Source organism: Streptomyces sp. NPDC059534 (assembly GCF_042743475.1).
In the GTDB taxonomy this organism is placed as follows: Bacteria; Actinomycetota; Actinomycetes; order Streptomycetales; family Streptomycetaceae; genus Streptomyces.
This window is the reverse complement of record NZ_JBHWAQ010000011.1, coordinates 72,534-89,702: the sequence shown is the minus strand read 5'-3', so window position 1 is coordinate 89,702 and position 17,169 is coordinate 72,534. Positions and strand designations below refer to the sequence as shown.

General features: G+C 74.8%; 17 protein-coding genes and 1 riboswitch. Of the genes, 9 read left to right on the top strand and 8 right to left on the bottom strand.

What is annotated here, in order from left to right; genetic code table 11:
* Positions 1 to 3 precede the first annotated feature (3 nt).
* Positions 4 to 1,317, top strand: coding sequence for a precorrin-6y C5,15-methyltransferase (decarboxylating) subunit CbiE (gene cbiE / locus ACFVZH_RS15935; RefSeq protein WP_384897568.1), 1,314 nt, complete (start codon positions 4 to 6; stop codon positions 1,315 to 1,317).
* Entirely contained in the window at positions 1,314 to 2,063 is a 750-nt protein-coding gene (gene cobM, locus ACFVZH_RS15930) for a precorrin-4 C(11)-methyltransferase (protein WP_384897566.1), read from the top strand. Before cbiE ends, cobM begins: the two co-directional genes overlap by 4 nt.
* Positions 2,064 to 2,133: 70 nt before the next feature.
* Here the strand turns inward: cobM and ACFVZH_RS15925 are convergent, their stop codons facing one another.
* Complete coding sequence (locus tag ACFVZH_RS15925) at positions 2,134 to 2,208, bottom strand: 50S ribosomal protein bL37 (protein WP_100661309.1); 75 nt, start codon at positions 2,206 to 2,208, stop codon at positions 2,134 to 2,136.
* Between the two features lie 95 nt (positions 2,209 to 2,303).
* Between ACFVZH_RS15925 and ACFVZH_RS15920 the strand changes: the two genes are divergently transcribed.
* Positions 2,304 to 2,993 (top strand): hypothetical protein, encoded by a 690-nt coding sequence (locus ACFVZH_RS15920; protein ID WP_384897564.1) that lies wholly within the window; start codon positions 2,304 to 2,306, stop codon positions 2,991 to 2,993.
* Position 2,994: 1 nt separating this feature from the next.
* Here ACFVZH_RS15920 and ACFVZH_RS15915 read toward each other — a convergent pair whose 3' ends face one another.
* Entirely contained in the window at positions 2,995 to 3,549 is a 555-nt protein-coding gene (locus ACFVZH_RS15915; RefSeq protein ID WP_384897562.1) for a GNAT family N-acetyltransferase, read from the bottom strand.
* Between the two features lie 41 nt (positions 3,550 to 3,590).
* Entirely contained in the window at positions 3,591 to 4,709 is a 1,119-nt protein-coding gene (locus tag ACFVZH_RS15910; RefSeq protein ID WP_384897560.1) for a cobalt-precorrin-5B (C(1))-methyltransferase, read from the bottom strand.
* Between the two features lie 12 nt (positions 4,710 to 4,721).
* On the opposite strand from ACFVZH_RS15910, the gene ACFVZH_RS15905 reads away from it, so the two are divergent.
* Positions 4,722 to 5,447: a cobalt-precorrin-6A reductase gene (locus ACFVZH_RS15905; RefSeq protein ID WP_384897558.1), complete on the top strand. Its 726-nt coding sequence runs from the start codon at positions 4,722 to 4,724 to the stop codon at positions 5,445 to 5,447.
* A 27-nt stretch (positions 5,448 to 5,474) separates the two neighbouring features.
* On the opposite strand, the gene ACFVZH_RS15900 is transcribed toward ACFVZH_RS15905, so the two are convergent.
* Genes ACFVZH_RS15900 through ACFVZH_RS15890 form a run of 3 tightly spaced genes read right to left on the bottom strand, consistent with a single transcriptional unit; the run spans position 5,475 to position 8,877 of the window.
* Positions 5,475 to 6,968 carry a precorrin-2 C(20)-methyltransferase gene (locus tag ACFVZH_RS15900; RefSeq protein ID WP_384897556.1) on the bottom strand — a complete coding sequence of 498 codons (1,494 nt, stop codon included), beginning with the start codon at positions 6,966 to 6,968 and terminating at the stop codon, positions 5,475 to 5,477.
* Complete coding sequence (locus ACFVZH_RS15895) at positions 6,965 to 7,618, bottom strand: precorrin-8X methylmutase (RefSeq protein ID WP_384897554.1); 654 nt, start codon at positions 7,616 to 7,618, stop codon at positions 6,965 to 6,967. The genes ACFVZH_RS15900 and ACFVZH_RS15895 overlap by 4 nt, the downstream gene beginning before the upstream one ends.
* The gene (locus tag ACFVZH_RS15890) at positions 7,615 to 8,877 is read right to left on the bottom strand and encodes a cobalamin biosynthesis protein CobG (RefSeq protein WP_384897552.1); all 1,263 of its coding nucleotides are present in this window, start codon (positions 8,875 to 8,877) and stop codon (positions 7,615 to 7,617) included. The genes ACFVZH_RS15895 and ACFVZH_RS15890 overlap by 4 nt, the downstream gene beginning before the upstream one ends.
* Positions 8,878 to 8,955: 78 nt before the next feature.
* Positions 8,956 to 9,107: riboswitch (cobalamin riboswitch) on the top strand.
* Positions 9,108 to 9,143: 36 nt separating this feature from the next.
* On the opposite strand from ACFVZH_RS15890, the gene cobN reads away from it, so the two are divergent.
* A complete protein-coding gene (cobN, locus tag ACFVZH_RS15885) occupies positions 9,144 to 12,764 on the top strand; it encodes a cobaltochelatase subunit CobN (RefSeq protein WP_384897550.1) in 3,621 nt (1,206 codons plus the stop codon).
* Here cobN and ACFVZH_RS15880 read toward each other — a convergent pair.
* Both ACFVZH_RS15880 and ACFVZH_RS15875 read right to left on the bottom strand, forming a co-directional pair.
* Positions 12,761 to 14,359 (bottom strand): ABC-F family ATP-binding cassette domain-containing protein, encoded by a 1,599-nt coding sequence (locus tag ACFVZH_RS15880; RefSeq protein WP_384897548.1) that lies wholly within the window; start codon positions 14,357 to 14,359, stop codon positions 12,761 to 12,763. The two genes, cobN and ACFVZH_RS15880, sit on opposite strands and share 4 nt — an antisense overlap.
* 109 nt (positions 14,360 to 14,468) lie before the next feature.
* Positions 14,469 to 14,816 (bottom strand): DoxX family protein, encoded by a 348-nt coding sequence (locus ACFVZH_RS15875; RefSeq protein WP_384897546.1) that lies wholly within the window; start codon positions 14,814 to 14,816, stop codon positions 14,469 to 14,471.
* A gap of 92 nt (positions 14,817 to 14,908) precedes the next feature.
* On the opposite strand from ACFVZH_RS15875, the gene ACFVZH_RS15870 reads away from it, so the two are divergent.
* The 4 genes from ACFVZH_RS15870 to ACFVZH_RS15855 all read left to right on the top strand — a co-directional run bounded on the left by ACFVZH_RS15870 (position 14,909) and on the right by ACFVZH_RS15855 (position 17,075).
* Positions 14,909 to 15,352 carry a MarR family winged helix-turn-helix transcriptional regulator gene (locus ACFVZH_RS15870; RefSeq protein ID WP_384897544.1) on the top strand — a complete coding sequence of 148 codons (444 nt, stop codon included), beginning with the start codon at positions 14,909 to 14,911 and terminating at the stop codon, positions 15,350 to 15,352.
* A gap of 30 nt (positions 15,353 to 15,382) precedes the next feature.
* On the top strand, positions 15,383 to 15,646 hold the full coding sequence (locus tag ACFVZH_RS15865; protein ID WP_384897542.1) for a hypothetical protein: 264 nt from the start codon (positions 15,383 to 15,385) through the stop codon (positions 15,644 to 15,646).
* Positions 15,647 to 15,762: 116 nt separating this feature from the next.
* Positions 15,763 to 16,716, top strand: a complete 954-nt coding sequence (locus ACFVZH_RS15860; protein ID WP_384897540.1) for a hypothetical protein — start codon at positions 15,763 to 15,765, stop codon at positions 16,714 to 16,716.
* Between the two features lie 2 nt (positions 16,717 to 16,718).
* Entirely contained in the window at positions 16,719 to 17,075 is a 357-nt protein-coding gene (locus ACFVZH_RS15855) for a GntR family transcriptional regulator (protein WP_384897538.1), read from the top strand.
* Positions 17,076 to 17,169: the final 94 nt, after the last annotated feature.

Here is a 17,169-nt window from a genome sequence, read left to right as displayed (position 1 = left end):
GGCGTGAACGGTGCGAGTGCGATATCGGTCGTCGGAATCGGCGCGGACGGCTGGGACGGGCTCCCCGAAGCCTCCCGCCGCGTCCTGCGCGCCGCCGAGGTCCTCCTCGGCGCCCCCCGCCAGCTCGACCTGCTGCCCCCGGGCGGCACCCCGGCCGGCGCCCCCGCCGACGGCACCGCGACCGGCACCCCGCAGTCCGACGCCACCGCGACCGGCACCCCGCACGACGGCTGCCCCGGCGAGCGGATCGCCTGGCCCTCGCCGCTCCGGCCCGCCGTCCCCGGACTCCTCGCCGCCCACGAGGGCCGTGCGATCGCCGTCCTCGCCAGCGGAGACCCCTCCTTCTACGGCATCGCCCGCACCCTCGCGGAGACCGTCGGCGCCGACCGCCTCCGCGTCCACCCCCACCCCTCCTCCGTCTCCTACGCCTGCGCCCGCCTCGGCTGGGCCCTGGAAGCGGTCGAGACCGTCTCCCTCGTCGCCAGACCCCTCGCCGCCCTCGCCGCCGCCCTCCACCCCGGCCGCAGGATCCTCGTCCTCGGCGAAGGCCCCGGCACCCCTGCCGACGTCGCCGCCCACCTCCGCGCGACCGGCTGGGGCGGCACCCGCATCCGGGTCCTGGAGCAGCTCGGCGGCCCCCGCGAGCGGGTCCTCGACGCCTCCGCCGCCGACTGGCCGTACGAGCGGACCGACGCCCTCCACGTCCTCGCCCTGGACTGCGTACGCGACCCGGGCACGCTGCGGCTCGGTGCCGCGCCCGGCCTCCCCGACGAGGCGTACGCACACGACGGGCAGCTCACCAAGCGGTACGTGCGGGCCGCCACCCTCGCCGCCCTCGCCCCCGCGCCCGGCGAACTCCTCTGGGACGTCGGCGGCGGCTCCGGCTCCATCGGCGTCGAATGGATGCGGACCCACCGCTCCTGCCGGGCGATCGCCGTCGAGAAGTCCCCGGAACGCGCCGCCCGCATCACCCGCAACGCCGACACCCTCGGTGTCCCCGGCCTCCGCGTCGTCACCGGACCCGCACCCGCCGCGCTCGCCGGGCTGCCCACCCCCGACGCCGTCTTCATCGGCGGCGGACTGACCGCCCCCGGCCTCCTCGACGCCTGCTGGGACGCGCTCCCCGCCGGCGGCCGGCTCGTCGCCAACACCGTCACCCTCGAGTCCGAGGCGCTGCTCGCCGACCGCTACCGCCGCCACGGCGGCGAACTCGTCCGGCTCGCCGTCTCCACCGCCGTCCCCGTCGGCGGCTTCACCGGCTGGCGCCAGGCGATGCCCGTCACCCAGTGGTCCGTCACCAAGGAAGAGGAAGCATGACCGTCTACTTCATCGGCGCGGGCCCCGGCGCGGCCGACCTCATCACCGTCCGCGGCGCGCGGACCCTGGCCCGTTGCGGCGTCTGCCTCTACGCCGGCTCCCTCGTCCCCACCGAGCTGCTCGCCGAGTGCCCCCCGGACGCCGTGCTCGTCGACACCGCCCGGCTCGACCTGGACCGGATCATCGCCGAGATCTCCGCCGCCCACGCGGCCGGCCACGACGTGGCCCGGCTCCACTCCGGCGACCCGTCCGTCTTCAGCGCCGTCGCCGAGCAGATGCGCCGCCTCGACGCGCTCGACATCCCGTACGAGGTCGTCCCCGGCGTCCCGGCCTTCGCGGCCGCCGCCGCCGCGCTCAAGCGGGAGCTCACCGTCCCCACCGTCGGCCAGACGGTCATCCTCACCCGCATCGCCCAGCAGGCCACCCCCATGCCCGAGGGCGAGGACCTCGCCACCCTCGGCCGCAGCGGCGCCCTGCTCGTCCTCCACCTCGGCGCCCGCTACGCCGACCGGATCGTCTCCGAGCTCGTCCCCCACTACGGCGCCGACTGCCCCGCCGCCGTCGTCGCCATGGCCAGCCGCCCCGACGAGCTCGTCCTGCGCGGCACCCTGGAGGACATCGCCGACCAGGTGAAGGCCGCCGGCATCACCAAGACGGCCGTCATCCTCGTCGGCCGCACCCTCGCCGCCTCCGAGTTCCGCGACAGCCACCTGTACGACCCGGCCCGCGACCGCCACGCCTGCTGAGCCCGAACGGACACGCGGCGGGGCCCCGGGAAGTCCGATCCCCGGGGCCCCGCCGCGTGTCCGGGCCGCCCTACGCGTTCGGCCGCTTGCCGTGGTTCGCCTTCTTCTTCTTGCGGGCCCGACGCTTGTTGCCACGCTTCGCCATGCCGATTCCTCCCTTTCGATGGGGGTCCCTGCGCTGTCGAGCCTAGATTCGGGGCCGGGGACGCGCATGTCGGAGCCACCGTCTTGAATGGACCCGTGACCGTCTACGACGTCGCCCGGGCGCTGCCGGGCATCGAGGAACTGCGCGACCACAGCCGAGGGCTCGCGATGCTGGAGGCCGTGCTCTGCCCGGAGTGGGAGAGCCGCTACTACTCCTTCGACGCCCACTGGTCGGAGCACGAGCAGCTGGCGTCGATGAAGGACGGTTCGGGCGGCGAGTACACGATCGTCCTCTCCCCCGCGGGGGCGTTCGCCCGCGTCTTCGACCACGAGTCGCCGCTGAGCCCGTACGGGCCCCTCGCGGACGGGCAGACCTGGCCCGGGGTGCTCGACGGCGTCCCGGCGGCATTCCGGGAGTACCTGACGGAGCCCGCGTTCACGGACGAGGACGGGGTCCACGTCACCACCGCCTGCCTGTGGCGCGAGACCGCGGACACCGCCTGGCGCACCGGACCGGTCGAGTTCCCCGACCTGGACGGTCGCGCGGACCCGGACGGCTCCGCCGGCCTCCTTCACCTGCTCACGGACCGCTCGGCGACGGCGTACGCCACCTGGGCGTCCGACTACCACGAGACCCCGGTCGACCTCGAAGCCGTCCGTCACGTCCTCGCCCTGCGCCCCCTCACGCCCGAGGTCGTCGCCGCCCTCAACCCCGGTGTGGTCCTCGCCGACCTCGCGGAGGACATCACCGAGATCGACTACCCGGTCGCGCGGGACCTCGGCTGACTCAGGCGGAGAGGCGCTTCCACTCCGGCGCCAGCAGCGACATCACCGTCGCGTCCACCCGTTCGCCCTCCCACAGCAGGGCTCCGCGCAGGACGCCCTCCGGGGTGAAGCCGACCTTCTCGTAGGCGCGGCGGGCGCGGGGGTTGAAGGCGTAGACCTCCAGGGAGATCCGGTGGAGGCCGAGGGACTCGAAGCCGTATCCGACGATGAGGCGGGTCGACTCCGTGCCGAGGCCGCGACCGGTGCCGTCCGGGACGAAGGCGATGCGGAAGGAGCAGGACTCGTTGTCGGGGTCCCAGTCGTTGAGCACGGCCTCGCCGACGACCCGGCCGGTCGCCCGCTCCACGACGGCCAGGTCGAGGCGGTCGTCCCGCACGCCCCGGGAGCCGTACCACTTCCGCAGGGCCGGCTCGTCGAAGACGGTGTGACAGCCGGTCAGCCGCATCACCTCCGCGTCCTCGAAGAGGGGGAGCAGCGCGGGCACGTCCGCCTCGGTGACGGGGCGGAGGACCACCAGGCCGCCGGTGAGGGTGGGCTTGTACGAGAAGTCGGGCATCCGGGCATTCTGCGGGGCGGCCCGTACGGCTGTCCCCCGGTTTACGGCCCCGCCACCTCCGACCGGCCCACCACCGTGCCCGCGCGGTCGATGCAGACGACGTCCACGGAGACGGGGGCGCCGCGCAGGACCGCGAGGGCCTCGTCGCGGGCGCGGGCGGCGACCAGGTCGCCGAGGGGCACGCCGGCGGCCTCGCAGAGGCGGAGGGCGGCGAGGCCGGTGTTGGCCTCCGCGATCTCCGCGGCGAGGGCGTCCGACGCGCCGCCGGTGCGGGCGAGGGCGGCGAGGAAGGGCTTGTCGACCTGGGAGCGGGCGGAGTGCAGGTCGAGGTGGCCGGCGGCCAGCTTGGAGAGCTTGGCGAAGCCGCCGCAGAGGGTGAGCCGGTCGACCGGGTGGCGGCGGATGTACTTGAGGACGGCGCCCGCGAAGTCGCCCATGTCGAGGAGGGCGATCTCCGGCAGCTCGTAGAGGCCCGCGACCGTGCGCTCGGAGGTGGAGCCGGTGCAGCCGGCGACGTGGGTGAGACCGCCGGCACGGGCCACGTCCACGCCCCGGCGGATGGAGTCGATCCAGGCGGAGCAGGAGTACGGGACGACGACGCCGGTCGTGCCGAGGATCGACAGGCCGCCGAGGATGCCGATGCGGGGGTTCCAGGTGGAGCGGGCGATCTCGGCGCCGTTGTCGACGGAGACGGTGATCTCGACGTCGCCGGGTGCGCCGTGCCGGGCGGCGACCCCGGCGACGTGCTCGCGCATCAGCTGCCGGGGCACGGGGTTGATCGCGGGTTCGCCGACCTCCAGCGGGAGCCCCGGCAGGGTGACCGTGCCGACGCCCTCGCCGGCTCGGAAGACGACGCCGGAGCCGGGCGGCAGGAGCCGTACCGTCGAGCGGATCACCGCCCCGTGGGTGACGTCCGGGTCGTCGCCGGCGTCCTTGACCACGGCCGCCATGGCGGTGTCCGCGGTGAGCAGCTCGGCGGCCAGCGCGAACGCCGGCGTCTGCCCCTTCGGCAGCGTGATCGTCACGGGGTCCGGGAAGTCGCCGGTCAGCAGGGCGGTGTACGCGGCCGTCGTCGCGGCCGTCGCGCAGGCACCGGTCGTCCAGCCCGGGCGGAGACCGGTGTGCTTGAGTTGGGCCTCACGCCCGCCGCCTGAAGTCACGAAGAGGCTCCTGTGCACGTACTCATTCTCGGGGGGACCACCGAGGCCCGCGCGCTCGCCGGACTGCTGCACGGCGAGGTCCGGGTCACCAGCTCCCTCGCGGGGCGGGTGGCGAGCCCCCGGCTGCCCGAGGGCGAGGTCCGGATCGGCGGCTTCGGCGGCGTCGACGGGCTGGTCGCATGGGTGCGGGAGCACGCCGTGGACGCGGTCATCGACGCCACCCATCCCTTCGCCGAGCGCATCAGCTTCCACGCGGCCCGGGCGGCCGCCACCGCCCATGTTCCCCTGCTGGCGCTCCGCCGCCCCGGCTGGGTCCCGGGGGAGGGTGACGACTGGCGCTCCGTGGCGTCCCTGGAGGAGGCCGCCCAGGCCCTGGACGGCTTCGGCGACCGTGTCTTCCTGACCACCGGCCGGATGGGCCTCGCCGCGTTCGCCGACCGCCCGCAGTGGTTCCTGGTCCGCTCCGTGGACGCCCCGGACGCCCCGATGCCGGCCCGCACCGAGATCCTCCTCGACCGGGGCCCCTTCACCCTGGACGGCGAACGCGAGATCCTCGCCCGTCACCGCGTCGACGTCCTCGTCACCAAGGACAGCGGCGGCGCCGCGACCGCCCCCAAACTCACCGCCGCCCGCGAGGCCGCCCTCCCGGTCGTCGTGGTCCGCCGCCCGCCGGTCCCGGAGGGCGTCCCGGTGGCGACGACCCCCGAGGAGGCAGCCGCCCGGGTGCTGCGGGGGTGACCCGGCCGGCCTGGGGGCCCGGTGGCTTCACCCGTAGCGGCGGGGTGTCCAGGTGAGGGTGTGGCCGTCGGGCCGCCGTACCGCGCGGGTCTGCGAGGAGCCGACGAGGAGCAGGGTGCGCATGTCGACCTCGGAGGGCTCCAGGGTCTTCAGGGTGACGATGCGGACCGACTGCTCGGGGCCGCCGACGTCGCGGGCGACGACCACCGGGGTTTCGGGGGCACGCAGGTCGAGCAGGAGGTCGCGGGCGGCGGCCACCTGGTGCGTACGGGACTTGGACCCCGGGTTGTAGAGGGCGATCACGAGGTCGGCGGAGGCCGCGGCGCGCAGCCGGGCCTCGATGACGTCCCAGGGCTTGAGCCGGTCGGAGAGCGAGATCGTCGCGTAGTCGTGGCCGAGGGGGGCGCCCGCGGCGGCGGCGGCCGCGTTGGCGGCGGTCACCCCGGGGAGGACCCGTACGGGGACGTCGGCGTAGGCGGGTTCGCAGGCGACCTCCAGGACGGCGGTGGCCATCGCGAAGACGCCCGGGTCGCCGCCGGAGACGACCGCGACCTTCCGGCCGCGGCGGGCCAGGTCGAGGGCGAACTCGGCGCGCTCGGACTCGACCTTGTTGTCGGAGCCGTGGCGGATCTGGCCGGGGCGGAGCACCGGCACCCGGTCGAGGTAGGTGGTGTAGCCGACGAGGACGTCGGCGTTGACGAGCGCGCCGCGCGACTCGGGGGTCAGCCAGGGTGCCCCGGCCGGGCCGGTGCCGACGACGACGACCTCGCCGCGTTCCCGTACCGGGGGCTCCTGGTCGACGCGGGAGGGCAGGACGGCGACGGAGAAGTACGGGACGGACTCCGGGTCCACCTCGGACAGGGCACCGGTCCGCTCGCCCGTCATGAACGCCCGCTCCACGTACCGGGCGTCGTCCAGGCGGCCGGCCCGCTCCAGGGCCCGCTTCACGGTGGGGAAGGTGCGGCCGAGCTTCATCACGACCGCCGAGTCGGTGCCCGCGAGACGGGCCGTCAGCTCGTCCTCCGGCAGGGTGCCGGGGATGATCGTGAGGACCTCCTCCGCCTCGCACAGCGGCTCGCCGAGCCGGGCGGCGGCGGCGCTCACCGAGGTGACGCCGGGGATGACGGTGGTGTCGTAGCGGTCGGCGAGCCGCTTGTGCATGTGCTGGTACGAGCCGTAGAACAGCGGGTCGCCCTCGGCGAGGACGGCGACGGTGCGGCCGGCGTCGAGGTGCGCGGCGAGACGGGCCGCGGCTTCCTCGTAGAAGTCGTTCAGGGCGCCCCGGTAGCCGCCGGGGTGGTCCGTCGTCTCCACCGTGAGCGGGTACATCAGCCGCTCCTCGATGTGGTCCTCGCGGAGGTGCTCCGCGGCGATCGAGCGGGCGATGGAGCGGCCGTGGCGGGCCGAGTGGTACGCGACGACGTCGGCGGCGGCGATGGCCTTCACCGCGGCGACCGTCATCAGGTCGGGGTCGCCGGGGCCGAGTCCGACGCCGTACAGCTTTCCGGTCACGGTGGTCATGCCTGGATCTCCGCTTCGTGGGCGATCGCGTTGATCGCGGCGGCCGTCATGGCGCTGCCGCCGCGCCGGCCCCGTACGACGAGGTAGTCGAGGCCGAGGGTGTTCTCGGCGAGGGCGTCCTTGGACTCGGCGGCGCCGATGAAGCCGACCGGTATGCCGAGGACGGCGGCGGGCTTCCCGGCGCCCTTCGCGACCATCTCCAGGAGGTGGAAGAGGGCGGTGGGCGCGTTGCCGATGGCGACGACGGAGCCTTCGAGGCGGTCCCGCCACAGTTCGAGGGCGGCGGCGGAGCGGGTGGTGCCCAGTTCGGCGGCGAGGGCCGGCACCGACGGGTCGGAGAGGGCGCAGATCACCTCGTTGTCGGCGGGCAGCCGCTTGCGGGTGACACCGCTGGCGACCATCTGCGCGTCGCAGAGGATCGGCGCGCCGGCCCGGAGGGCTTCGCGGGCGCGGGAGACGACCTGCGGCGAGTAGGCGATATCGCGTACGAGGTCGGTCATGCCGCAGGCGTGGATCATCCGGACCGCCGCCTGGGCGACGTCGGCGGGCAGGCCCGCCAGATCCGCCTCGGCACGGATCGTGGCAAAGGACCGGCGGTAGATCTCCGCTCCGTCCTTCTCGTAGTCGAACATCCTGTTGCTCTCGCTCATCTCGTCGGGTTCGTGCGGGCGGTGGCGACCGCTTCGGTCAGGGAGCTGCGGGGGGTGGGGAGTCCGTCCACCAGATAGGTGTCGTCGCCGGTGGCGAGGACCTCGATCCAGCCGCCGTACGGGTGCCCGCAGCGGCGGGCGCACCCGGAGAAGTGCACGGGCAGCGGCCCGGCGGGCGCGGCGAGCGCGTCCGCCCGGACGTCGGCGAGGGACTTGGCGCAGCCGGGCCGCCCGGTGCAGGCGGTGACCCCCGCCCCGGGCGCCTCGGGCCGGGTGATGAGCCCGTGCCGCTCCAGCTCCCGCAGCCGGTCCGTGCCGGTGCGGGGTGCCGGGCCGGCCGCGGGGGCCGGAGCCACGACGACCACGCCGCGCCAGGGGGTGAGCCGGAGTTCGGCGGCGGGCAGCAGGGCCCGCAGCTGGGCGGCGGTCAGCCGGCCGAGCGGTGCGAGGACGTGCAGGGCGCCGCCGGGGAGCGCGCCGGGCGCGGGCGGCGGGGACACGGTGAGCGGCGGTACGGGGACGGGCTCGGCGGTGATGCCGGCCCGCGCCAGGGCCGCGGCCCAGTCCGGAACGTGCTCGTCGGGCAGTTCGCCCGGCCGCCAGGCCCCGTTCCCGGCGGCCTCGGCGGCGTCGAGGAAGGCGAGGGCGGCGGCGAGGGCGGCGCGGACGGCGTCGGCGGCGTCGATCCGGAAGACCCGGGAGCGGAGCCACAGCCGCACGGAGCCGTCCGCCTCTGCGACCAAGCTCACATCCCCGCCGAGCCCGGCGACCTCTCCGCACCCGTCGTCCAGGACGAACAGGAACCGTCCCGAAAGGGACGCGGCCCGCGGTTCGGCGCACAGCGCGGCGTCCAGCTCGCGTGCCCACAACTGCACGTCCGCGTGGCCGAGTCCGCCGAGGCCGGCGGTGGGCGAGGCGATGATGTTGCGGACGCGTTCGTGGGTGGGAGAGGGCAGCAGGTCAGCCTCGGCGAGCAGCTCGGCGAGCCGTGCCCCGCAGTCGTCCGCGAGGCCGCGCAGTTCCGCGTTGCCGCGCGAGGTGATGCTGATCCGCCCGTCGCCCAGGGTCTCCGACGCGTGGGCCAGGACCTCGGTCTGACGTGGCGTCAAGCGTCCGGCGGGCAGCCGCAGTCGGGCGAGCCGCCCGTCGTCGGCGGAGTGCAGGCGCAGCGCCCCGGGGCAGGCGTCGCCACGGTCCCGTATGCGAGGTTCGCCCGGTTCGGGCGCCGGGGGTGGGGTGGGCGGCATGGCGGCGAGCATACCCACGGGGAACCGGCCGACCACCGGGTGTGATCCGGCCGACTCCCCGGCCCGGCCCGGCCCGCCGACGGCACGATCTACTATGCAGACGGCATGGGGTCCCAGGACCCCGGGGAGGAAGCCCGGTGAGAATCCGGCGCGGTCCCGCCACTGTGAGCCCGGCCCGGTCGTGTTTCGGCACGACCTGGAACGGGTGAGTCAGGAACTCCCGCCATCCATACGACCACCCGGGGCGCGGACAACCCCGAGGAAGGCCACCGCACGCCATGCTTCTGCTGCTGTCGCACTCCGACACCGACCTGCTCAGCGCCCGGGCGGCGAACGCCGGCTCCGCAGGCCCGGTGGAGTACCGCTTCGCCAACCCCTCGCGCCTCCCCCTCGCCGAACTGTCCGCCCTCCTCGACGACGCCGAGCTGGTCGTCGTCCGCCTCCTCGGCGGACTCCGCTCCTGGCAGGAGGGGCTCGACGCGATCCGCGCCGCCGGAAAGCCGGTCGTCGTCCTCAGCGGCGAACAGGCTCCCGACGCCCAGCTGATGGAGGCGTCCACCGTCCCCGTCGGCGTCGCCACCGAAGCGCACGCCTACCTGGCGCACGGCGGCCCCGCCAACCTGGAGCAGCTGGCCCGCTTCCTCTCCGACACGGTCCTCCTCACCGGCCACGGCTTCGAGGCCCCGGCCGCCGCCCCCACCTGGGGCCCGCTGGACCGCACCCCGCGCCGCACCGACGGCCCGACCGTGGCCGTGCTCTACTACCGCGCCCACCACATGAGCGGCAACACCGCCTTCGTCGGCGCCCTCTGCGACGCGATCGAGGACGCCGGCGCCCAGGCGCTGCCGCTGTACGTGGCGTCCCTGCGCGCCCCCGAGGCCGAGCTCGTCGACACCCTCCGCACCGCCGACGCGATCGTCACCACCGTCCTCGCCGCCGGCGGCACCAAGCCGGCCGAGGCGCAGGCCGGCGGCGACGAGGAAGCCTGGGACGCGGGCGCGCTCGCCGCGCTCGACGTGCCGATCCTCCAGGCGCTGTGCCTGACCGGCTCGCGGTCCGCCTGGGCGGAGAACGACGAGGGCCTCTCCCCGCTGGACGCCGCCAGCCAGGTCGCCGTGCCCGAGTTCGACGGCCGGCTGATCACCGTCCCGTTCTCCTTCAAGGAGATCGACGAGGACGGCCTGCCCGCGTACGTCGCCGACACCGAGCGCGCGGCCCGCGTCGCCGGGATCGCCGTCCGGCACGCGCGGCTCCGCCACATCCCGAACGCCGAGAAGAAGCTGGCGCTCGTCCTCTCCGCGTACCCCACCAAGCACTCCCGCATCGGCAACGCGGTCGGCCTCGACACCCCCGCCTCCGCCGTCGCCCTGCTCCGCCGCCTCCGCGCGGAGGGCTACGACTTCGGACCGGAGGAGGACCTCCCGGGTCTGGTCTCCGGCGACGGCGACGAGCTGATCTACGCCCTCATCGACGCCGGCGGCCACGACCAGGACTGGCTCACCGAGGAACAGCTCGCGAAGAACCCGGTCCGCATCCCGGCCGCCGACTACAAGCGCTGGTACGCGACCCTGCCCGAGGAACTGCGCACCCACGTCGAGGAGCACTGGGGCCCGGCGCCCGGCGAGATGTTCCTCGACCGCTCCCGCAACCCGGAGGGCGACATCGTCCTCGCCGCCCTGCGCCGCGGGAACCTGCTGATCCTCATCCAGCCGCCGCGCGGCTTCGGCGAGAACCCGATCGCGATCTACCACGACCCCGATCTCCCGCCGTCCCACCACTACCTGGCCGCCTACCGCTGGATCGCCGCCCGCGCCGACGACGGCGGCTTCGGTGCCGACGCCATGGTCCACCTCGGCAAGCACGGCAACCTGGAGTGGCTGCCCGGCAAGAACGCCGGCCTGTCCGCCGCCTGCGGCCCCGACGCGGCCCTCGGCGACCTGCCGCTCGTCTACCCCTTCCTCGTCAACGACCCCGGCGAGGGCACCCAGGCCAAGCGGCGCGTCCACGCCACGCTCGTCGACCATCTGGTGCCGCCGATGGCCCGCGCCGACTCCTACGGCGACATCGCGCGCCTGGAGCAGCTCCTCGACGAGTACGCGCAGATCTCCTCCATGGACCCGGCGAAGCTGCCCGCGATCCGCGCCCAGATCTGGACGCTGATCCAGGCCGCCAAGCTCGACCACGACCTGGGCCTCCAGGAGCGCCCGGGGGACGACGGCTTCGACGACTTCCTGCTGCACGTCGACGGCTGGCTGTGCGAGGTCAAGGACGCCCAGATCCGCGACGGTCTGCACGTCCTGGGCGGCGCCCCGGCCGGCGAGGCCCGGGTCAACCTGGTGCTGTCCATCCTGCGCGCCCGCCAGATCTGGGGCGGCACGCAGGCACTGCCCGGCCTGCGCGAGGCCCTGGGTCTCGACGAGTCGGCCGCGACCCGCACCACCGCCGACGAGGCGGAGGCCAAGGCCCGCGAGCTGGTCGAGGCGATGGAGGCCGCCGACTGGTCGGTGGACGCGGTCGGCACGGTCGCCGCCGCGTACGGCCCGGAGGTCCACTCCGTCCTGCGCTTCGCCTGCGAGCAGGTCGTGCCGCGCCTCGCCGCCACCACCGACGAGCTGACGCACGCCGTGCACGCCCTGAACGGCGGCTTCGTCCCCGCCGGCCCGTCCGGTTCCCCGCTCCGCGGCCTGGTCAACGTCCTGCCGACCGGCCGGAACTTCTACTCCGTCGACCCGAAGGCCGTGCCGTCCCGGCTCGCCTGGGAGACCGGCCAGGCGCTCGCCGACTCCCTCCTGGAGCGCTACCGCACCGACAACGGCGAGTGGCCGACCTCGGTGGGCCTCTCCCTGTGGGGGACGAGCGCGATGCGGACCGCGGGCGACGACATCGCCGAGGCGCTCGCCCTGCTCGGCGTCCGCCCGCTGTGGGACGAGGCGTCCCGCCGCGTCAACGGCCTGGAGCCGATCCCGCTCGCCGAGCTGGGCCGCCCGCGCGTCGACGTCACCCTGCGCATCTCCGGCTTCTTCCGGGACGCGTTCCCGCACGTCATCGGCCTCCTCGACGACGCCGTCCGGCTGGTCGCCGGCCTGGAGGGCGAGTCGGTCGAGGAGAACTTCGTCCGGGCGCACGCGCAGGCCGACCTCGCCGAGCACGGCGACGAGCGGCGCGCCACCACCCGCATCTTCGGCTCCCGGCCGGGGACGTACGGCGCGGGCATCCTCCAGCTGATCGACTCGCGCGACTGGCGCACGGACGCCGACCTCGCCGAGGTGTACACGGTGTGGGGCGGGTACGCGTACGGGCGCGGGCTCGAAGGCCGCCCGGCCCGTGCCGAGATGGAGACCGCGTACAAGCGGATCGCGGTCGCCGCGAAGAACACGGACACCCGTGAGCACGACATCGCCGACTCCGACGACTACTTCCAGTACCACGGCGGCATGGTCGCGACTGTCCGCGCGCTCAAGGGCACGGCCCCCGAGGCGTACATCGGCGACTCGACCCGCCCCGAGACCGTCCGCACCCGCACCCTCGTCGAGGAGACCTCCCGCGTCTTCCGCGCCCGCGTGGTCAACCCGCGCTGGATCGAGGCGATGCGCCGCCACGGCTACAAGGGCGCCTTCGAGCTGGCGGCGACCGTCGACTACCTCTTCGGGTACGACGCCACGACGGGCGTGGTCGCCGACTGGATGTACGACAAGCTGACCCAGGAGTACGTCCTCGACCCGGCGAACCAGGCATTCCTCAAGGAGGCCAACCCCTGGGCCCTGCACGGCATCGCCGAGCGGCTCCTCGAAGCCGAGTCCCGCGGCATGTGGGAGAAGCCGGACCCGGAGACCCTGGCCGCCCTGCGCCAGGTGTACCTGGAGACCGAGGGCGACCTGGAGGGCCCGGACGAGGACTAGGACCTCACGAGGGCCGGGGCCGGGGTCAGTTCGAGACGGCGGCCCCGGAAGCCCTCTCTCAGCCGCCGGTCGTGACTGACCACGACCAGCGTGCCCCGGTACCCCGCGAGCGCGGCCTCGATCTCCTCCACCAGGCCCGGGGCCAGGTGGTTGGTCGGCTCGTCGAGGAGGAGCAGGTCGGCGGGTGACGTCACCAGCCGGGCCAGCTCCAGCTTCCGCCGCTGTCCGGTCGACAGGAACCGGACGGGGGTCGTCAGGTCCCGGGCGGAGAAGAGCCCGAGGGCGAGCAGTTCGTCCGCGCGGTCTTCTCCGAAGGTCTCGCTCACCGTACGGGGGTCGGTGGGCGGGGCCGTCTCCTGGCGGAGCGTCCCGACGCGGGCCGGTGCTGTCACCGTGCCCGCGTCCGGGGCGAGTTCACCCGCCAGGACCTTCAGGAGAGTGGTCTTCCCGGCGCCGTTCGGCCCGGTGACCAGCAGCCGTTCGCCCGCGTCGAGGCGGAGGGCGTCCAGGCGGAGCCGGCCGTCCACCCGCACGCCGGCCAGGTCGACGGGCGCGCCCTCGCCCACGAGGCCCGCGCGGAAGCGGAGGGGTTCGGGTGGCGCGGGCACCGGGTGGCCGGTGAGCCGGGCGAGCCGCTCGCGGGCGGCCCGGATACGGCTCATCGCGCCGTGCGCCCGCGACCGGGCGCGGAAGGCGCCCGCCCCGCTGAACGCCGCCGGGGCCTTGCGGGGGATCGCGGAGAACCGGTCGATGTGGGTGTCCGCGAGGGCCGTGTACCGGGCGAGGTCGGCCTTCCACTCCTCGTGCGCACGCTGCCGGCGTGCCCGTTCGGCGGCGCGCCCGGCCAGGTAGCCGGCGTAGCCGTCGCCGTAGCGGCGCACGGTGTGGCGCTCCTCGTCGACCTCCAGGACGGCGGTGGTCACCCGGTCGAGGAACACCCGGTCGTGGGAGACGGCGACGACCGTGCCGCGATGGGCGCGCAGCCGGTCCTCCAGCCAGGCCACGGCCTGGTCGTCGAGGTCGTTCGTCGGCTCGTCCAGCAGCAGCAGTTCGGGCGCGGCGGCGAGCACGGCGGCGAGCGCGAGGCGCGACCGCTGTCCGCCGGAGAGGGTCCCGAGGGGCCGCTCCCGGTCGAGCGGGCCGGGCTCCCCGAGCCGCCGCAGCGTCGTCTCCACGCGCCGGTCCGCCCCGGCGCCGCCCCGGGCCTCGTGGGCGGCGAGCAGCTCCGCGTATCCGGCGAGGTCCCCGGTGACGGCGAGGTCCGCCTCGGCGGTCCGGATCGCCCGCTCCAGCTTCCGCAGGTCCGCGAGCGCGTGGTCGACGGCGTCGCCGACGGTGGCCGTCGCGGGGAGGTCCAGGGTCTGGGCGAGGTGGCCGAGCCCGCCGGGGGCGTCGACGGCCACGATGCCGTTGTCGGGGGTCTCCACGCCGGCGAGGAGCCGTAGCAGGGTCGACTTCCCCGAGCCGTTGTCCCCGACGACGCCGAGCCGCTCGCCGGGCCGCACGGTGAACGAGACCCGGTCGAGCACGGTCCGGTTCCGGGTGGACCGGTCGTCGTGGCGCTTGCCGACGTCGATGAATTGGGCACGGAACAAAGGCACCTCCAGCCATCGGGGACGAGACGATCCGTCTCGTGGGCTCGACCGTACGGCATGGCGGGAGGGTTCGCAAGACGATACGTCTCGTATTGTCGAACCTTTGTGGTCAGGCGGAGGCTATGCGCAGGACCAGTACGGCCGCCGAGATCAGGGTGAGTACCGCCGCCGGCGCCAGCTCGAAGTCCTTCGCCCGCAGGTGGGCGATGACGGCGCCGGCGAAGTAGAGCACCAGGCCCGCGGCCGCGGCCACGCCGAGCGCCGGGATGAAGAGCCCCGCGAGGAGACCGAGGGCGCCGGCCGCCTTCGCCGTCGCGAGCAGCGGGAGCCGGCTCTCCGGCACGCCCACCTTGGTCATGTTGCCGACGACCTGCGGATTCCTAGTGAAGGTCAGGAAGGCGGAGGCGGTGGCCGCGAAGGCGAGCAGGGCCGCGGCGACGACGTATGCGGTGAACATGGACAGGCTCCAACGGTATGGGGACGAAAATCGTTGAAGAGTATCAATGATTCATCTCGCTCCACAATCGTGTTGTTGTTACGGTGGACGACATGGCAGCTCATCCGACCGACCGCCTCGGTTTCCTCCTCTCCTTCCGCGGAGAGCTCACCGGTGCGCGCATCCGTGCCGCCCTGGGCGTCGCCGGGCTGCACCCCCGCAACGCGATGACGCTGATGCAGCTCGCCCCCGGGGCCACGAGCCAGCGCGAGCTGGCGGTGGCGATGGAGCTCGACCCGAGCCAACTGGTCTCGATTCTCAACGAGTTGGAGGCATCCGGCCTCGCCGAGCGACGCCGTGACCCGGCCGACCGGCGCCGTCACATCGTGGAGATCACCCCGGCCGGCACCGCCGCCCTGGAGCGCGTCGACCACGCCGTGGGCGAGGCCGAGCGCGAACTCTTCGGCGACCTCACCGAAGCCGAACAGGCCCTCCTGCGGGGCCTGTTGGACCGTGTCGTCGTCGACGCGGCCGACCACGACTGCGGCGCGGAGTAACGCCCGGAGGCGTACGGCGAGGCCATCGACGTGCCGGAGAGCCTTCCGTACCCCCTGGTGTTCTTGAGGGTCTCCCCGGTCGTGTACGTGGGGAGGGTGGAGAGGATGTCGACGCCGGGGGCCGACACGGCGTTCTGCGCGCCGAAGTTGTTCGCGTCGCCGTCGCTGTCGCTGCCGCTGCCGTCCCCGCCGAGTACCCGGACCGGCATGATCTTGGCGCCGGGCGCGCCGCCCTCGACCCCGATGCCGTTGTGGGCGGCGGCGATGAAGATCTCCCCGTTCGTCTGCGTTTGACCCGGTGAACCGTCGGTCCCGTGCCCGCGCATCTCGAAGATCACCGGCCCGTCCGGCCCCTGCCTCTCGACGCAACCCCTCATTGTTCTAGTAGAGTGCGAACAAGGGAGGTTTTCATGAACCGTGCCACACCTCGACTCCGCGCGCTCGCCGCGCTCCCCTTCGTCCTCGCCCTCGCCGTCCACCTGCTGCTCTTCACCCGCTGGCGGGACGCGCTGCCCGCCGAACTCGCCACCCACTACTCGCTCGGAGACGGCGGCCGGGCCGACGGCTGGACGGGCCAGGCGGCATACGTCGCCGTCAGCACGGCCCTCGTCGCCGGCCTCGCGACCGCCTGGACCGCGTTCGTCCGCCGCCGGTCCCTGTGGGGCGCCTGGGCCACCGCGGGCTTCACCGGCGGGCTGCTCGTCCAGCTCCTCCGCAACAACCTCGTCGACGCGTTCGAGGCGCAGGTCTCCGCGCCCGCCGTCGACCTCGCCGTCGCCGGAACGGCGGCCGTCGCCGCCGGCCTCGCCGGCTGGGCGCTGACCTCGCTGGTCCCCGAGGAGGAGCCGGCCGACCGGCCCGGGACGCCCGACGGCCCGCGGCTCGCGCTCGGCGCGGGCGAGGTCGCCGGCTGGACCCGCGCCACCGGCTCCCGGCCGCTGACCGTCCTCGCGGTCCTCGCCCTCGTCGCCGCACCGGTCGTCCTGCTCGCCGTCGACTGGCCCCACGCCCTCTTCGGCCTGTTCGGCCTCGTCGTCGGCGTGCCGGGCCTCGCCCTCGCCCGGGTCCGGGTCACCGTCGACCGGCACGGCCTCACCGTCCGGTCCGGTGTCCTCCCCCGGCCCCGCGTCCGGATCGCGCTCGACGAGATCGCGGGCGCGGACGTCCGGGACGTCGACGCCCTCGCCGACTTCGGCGGCTGGGGCTACCGCGTCCGGGCCCACCGCACGGGCGTCGTGCTGCGCTCCGGCGAGGCCCTCGTCGTACGGCGGGACAGCGGCCGGGAGTTCGCGGTCACGGTGCCCGACGCGGCGACCGCCGCCGCCCTCCTCAACACGCTCGCCGCGCGGGACGGGAAGGTCTGACCGTGCTCTTCCGTGTCGACCCGGCCTCCTCCGTCCCCCTCGGCGACCAGATCGCCGCCTGCGTCCGCGGCGCCCTCGCCGACGGCTCGGCCGCCCCCGGCGAACGGCTCCCGGCCGCCCGCGAACTCGCCGACTCCCTCGGCGTCAACGTCCACACCGTCCTCCGCGGCTACCAGCGCCTCCGCGAGGAGGGCCTCATCGAACTCCGCCGCGGCCGGGGCGCCCTCATCGTCCCCGGCGCCACCGCCCCCGACCGCGCCCGCCTCGTCTCCCGGCTCCGGGAAGCGGCGGCGGAGGCCCGCGGACTGGGCCTGAGCGACGACGAGTTCCTGGAACTGGCCCGCACCAGCCTCGGATAGCCGGAACAGAGGGGCCCGGCCCCGGGACCCGCCCTAGGACCTGCCCGGGGCCGGCCGAGGCCGCCCGGGGCTCGCCCGAGGCCGTCAGGAGCCG

Coding starts and splice junctions, on each gene's coding strand:
- cobM (WP_384897566.1), top strand. CDS start 1,314: ATGACCGTCTACTTCATCGGCGCGGGCCCCGGCGCGGCCGACCTCATC.
- ACFVZH_RS15915 (WP_384897562.1), bottom strand. CDS start 3,549: ATGCCCGACTTCTCGTACAAGCCCACCCTCACCGGCGGCCTGGTGGTC.
- ACFVZH_RS15900 (WP_384897556.1), bottom strand. CDS start 6,968: ATGACCACCGTGACCGGAAAGCTGTACGGCGTCGGACTCGGCCCCGGC.
- ACFVZH_RS15895 (WP_384897554.1), bottom strand. CDS start 7,618: ATGAGCGAGAGCAACAGGATGTTCGACTACGAGAAGGACGGAGCGGAG.
- ACFVZH_RS15890 (WP_384897552.1), bottom strand. CDS start 8,877: ATGCTCGCCGCCATGCCGCCCACCCCACCCCCGGCGCCCGAACCGGGC.
- cobN (WP_384897550.1), top strand. CDS start 9,144: ATGCTTCTGCTGCTGTCGCACTCCGACACCGACCTGCTCAGCGCCCGG.
- ACFVZH_RS15875 (WP_384897546.1), bottom strand. CDS start 14,816: ATGTTCACCGCATACGTCGTCGCCGCGGCCCTGCTCGCCTTCGCGGCC.
- ACFVZH_RS15870 (WP_384897544.1), top strand. CDS start 14,909: ATGGCAGCTCATCCGACCGACCGCCTCGGTTTCCTCCTCTCCTTCCGC.
- ACFVZH_RS15860 (WP_384897540.1), top strand. CDS start 15,763: ATGAACCGTGCCACACCTCGACTCCGCGCGCTCGCCGCGCTCCCCTTC.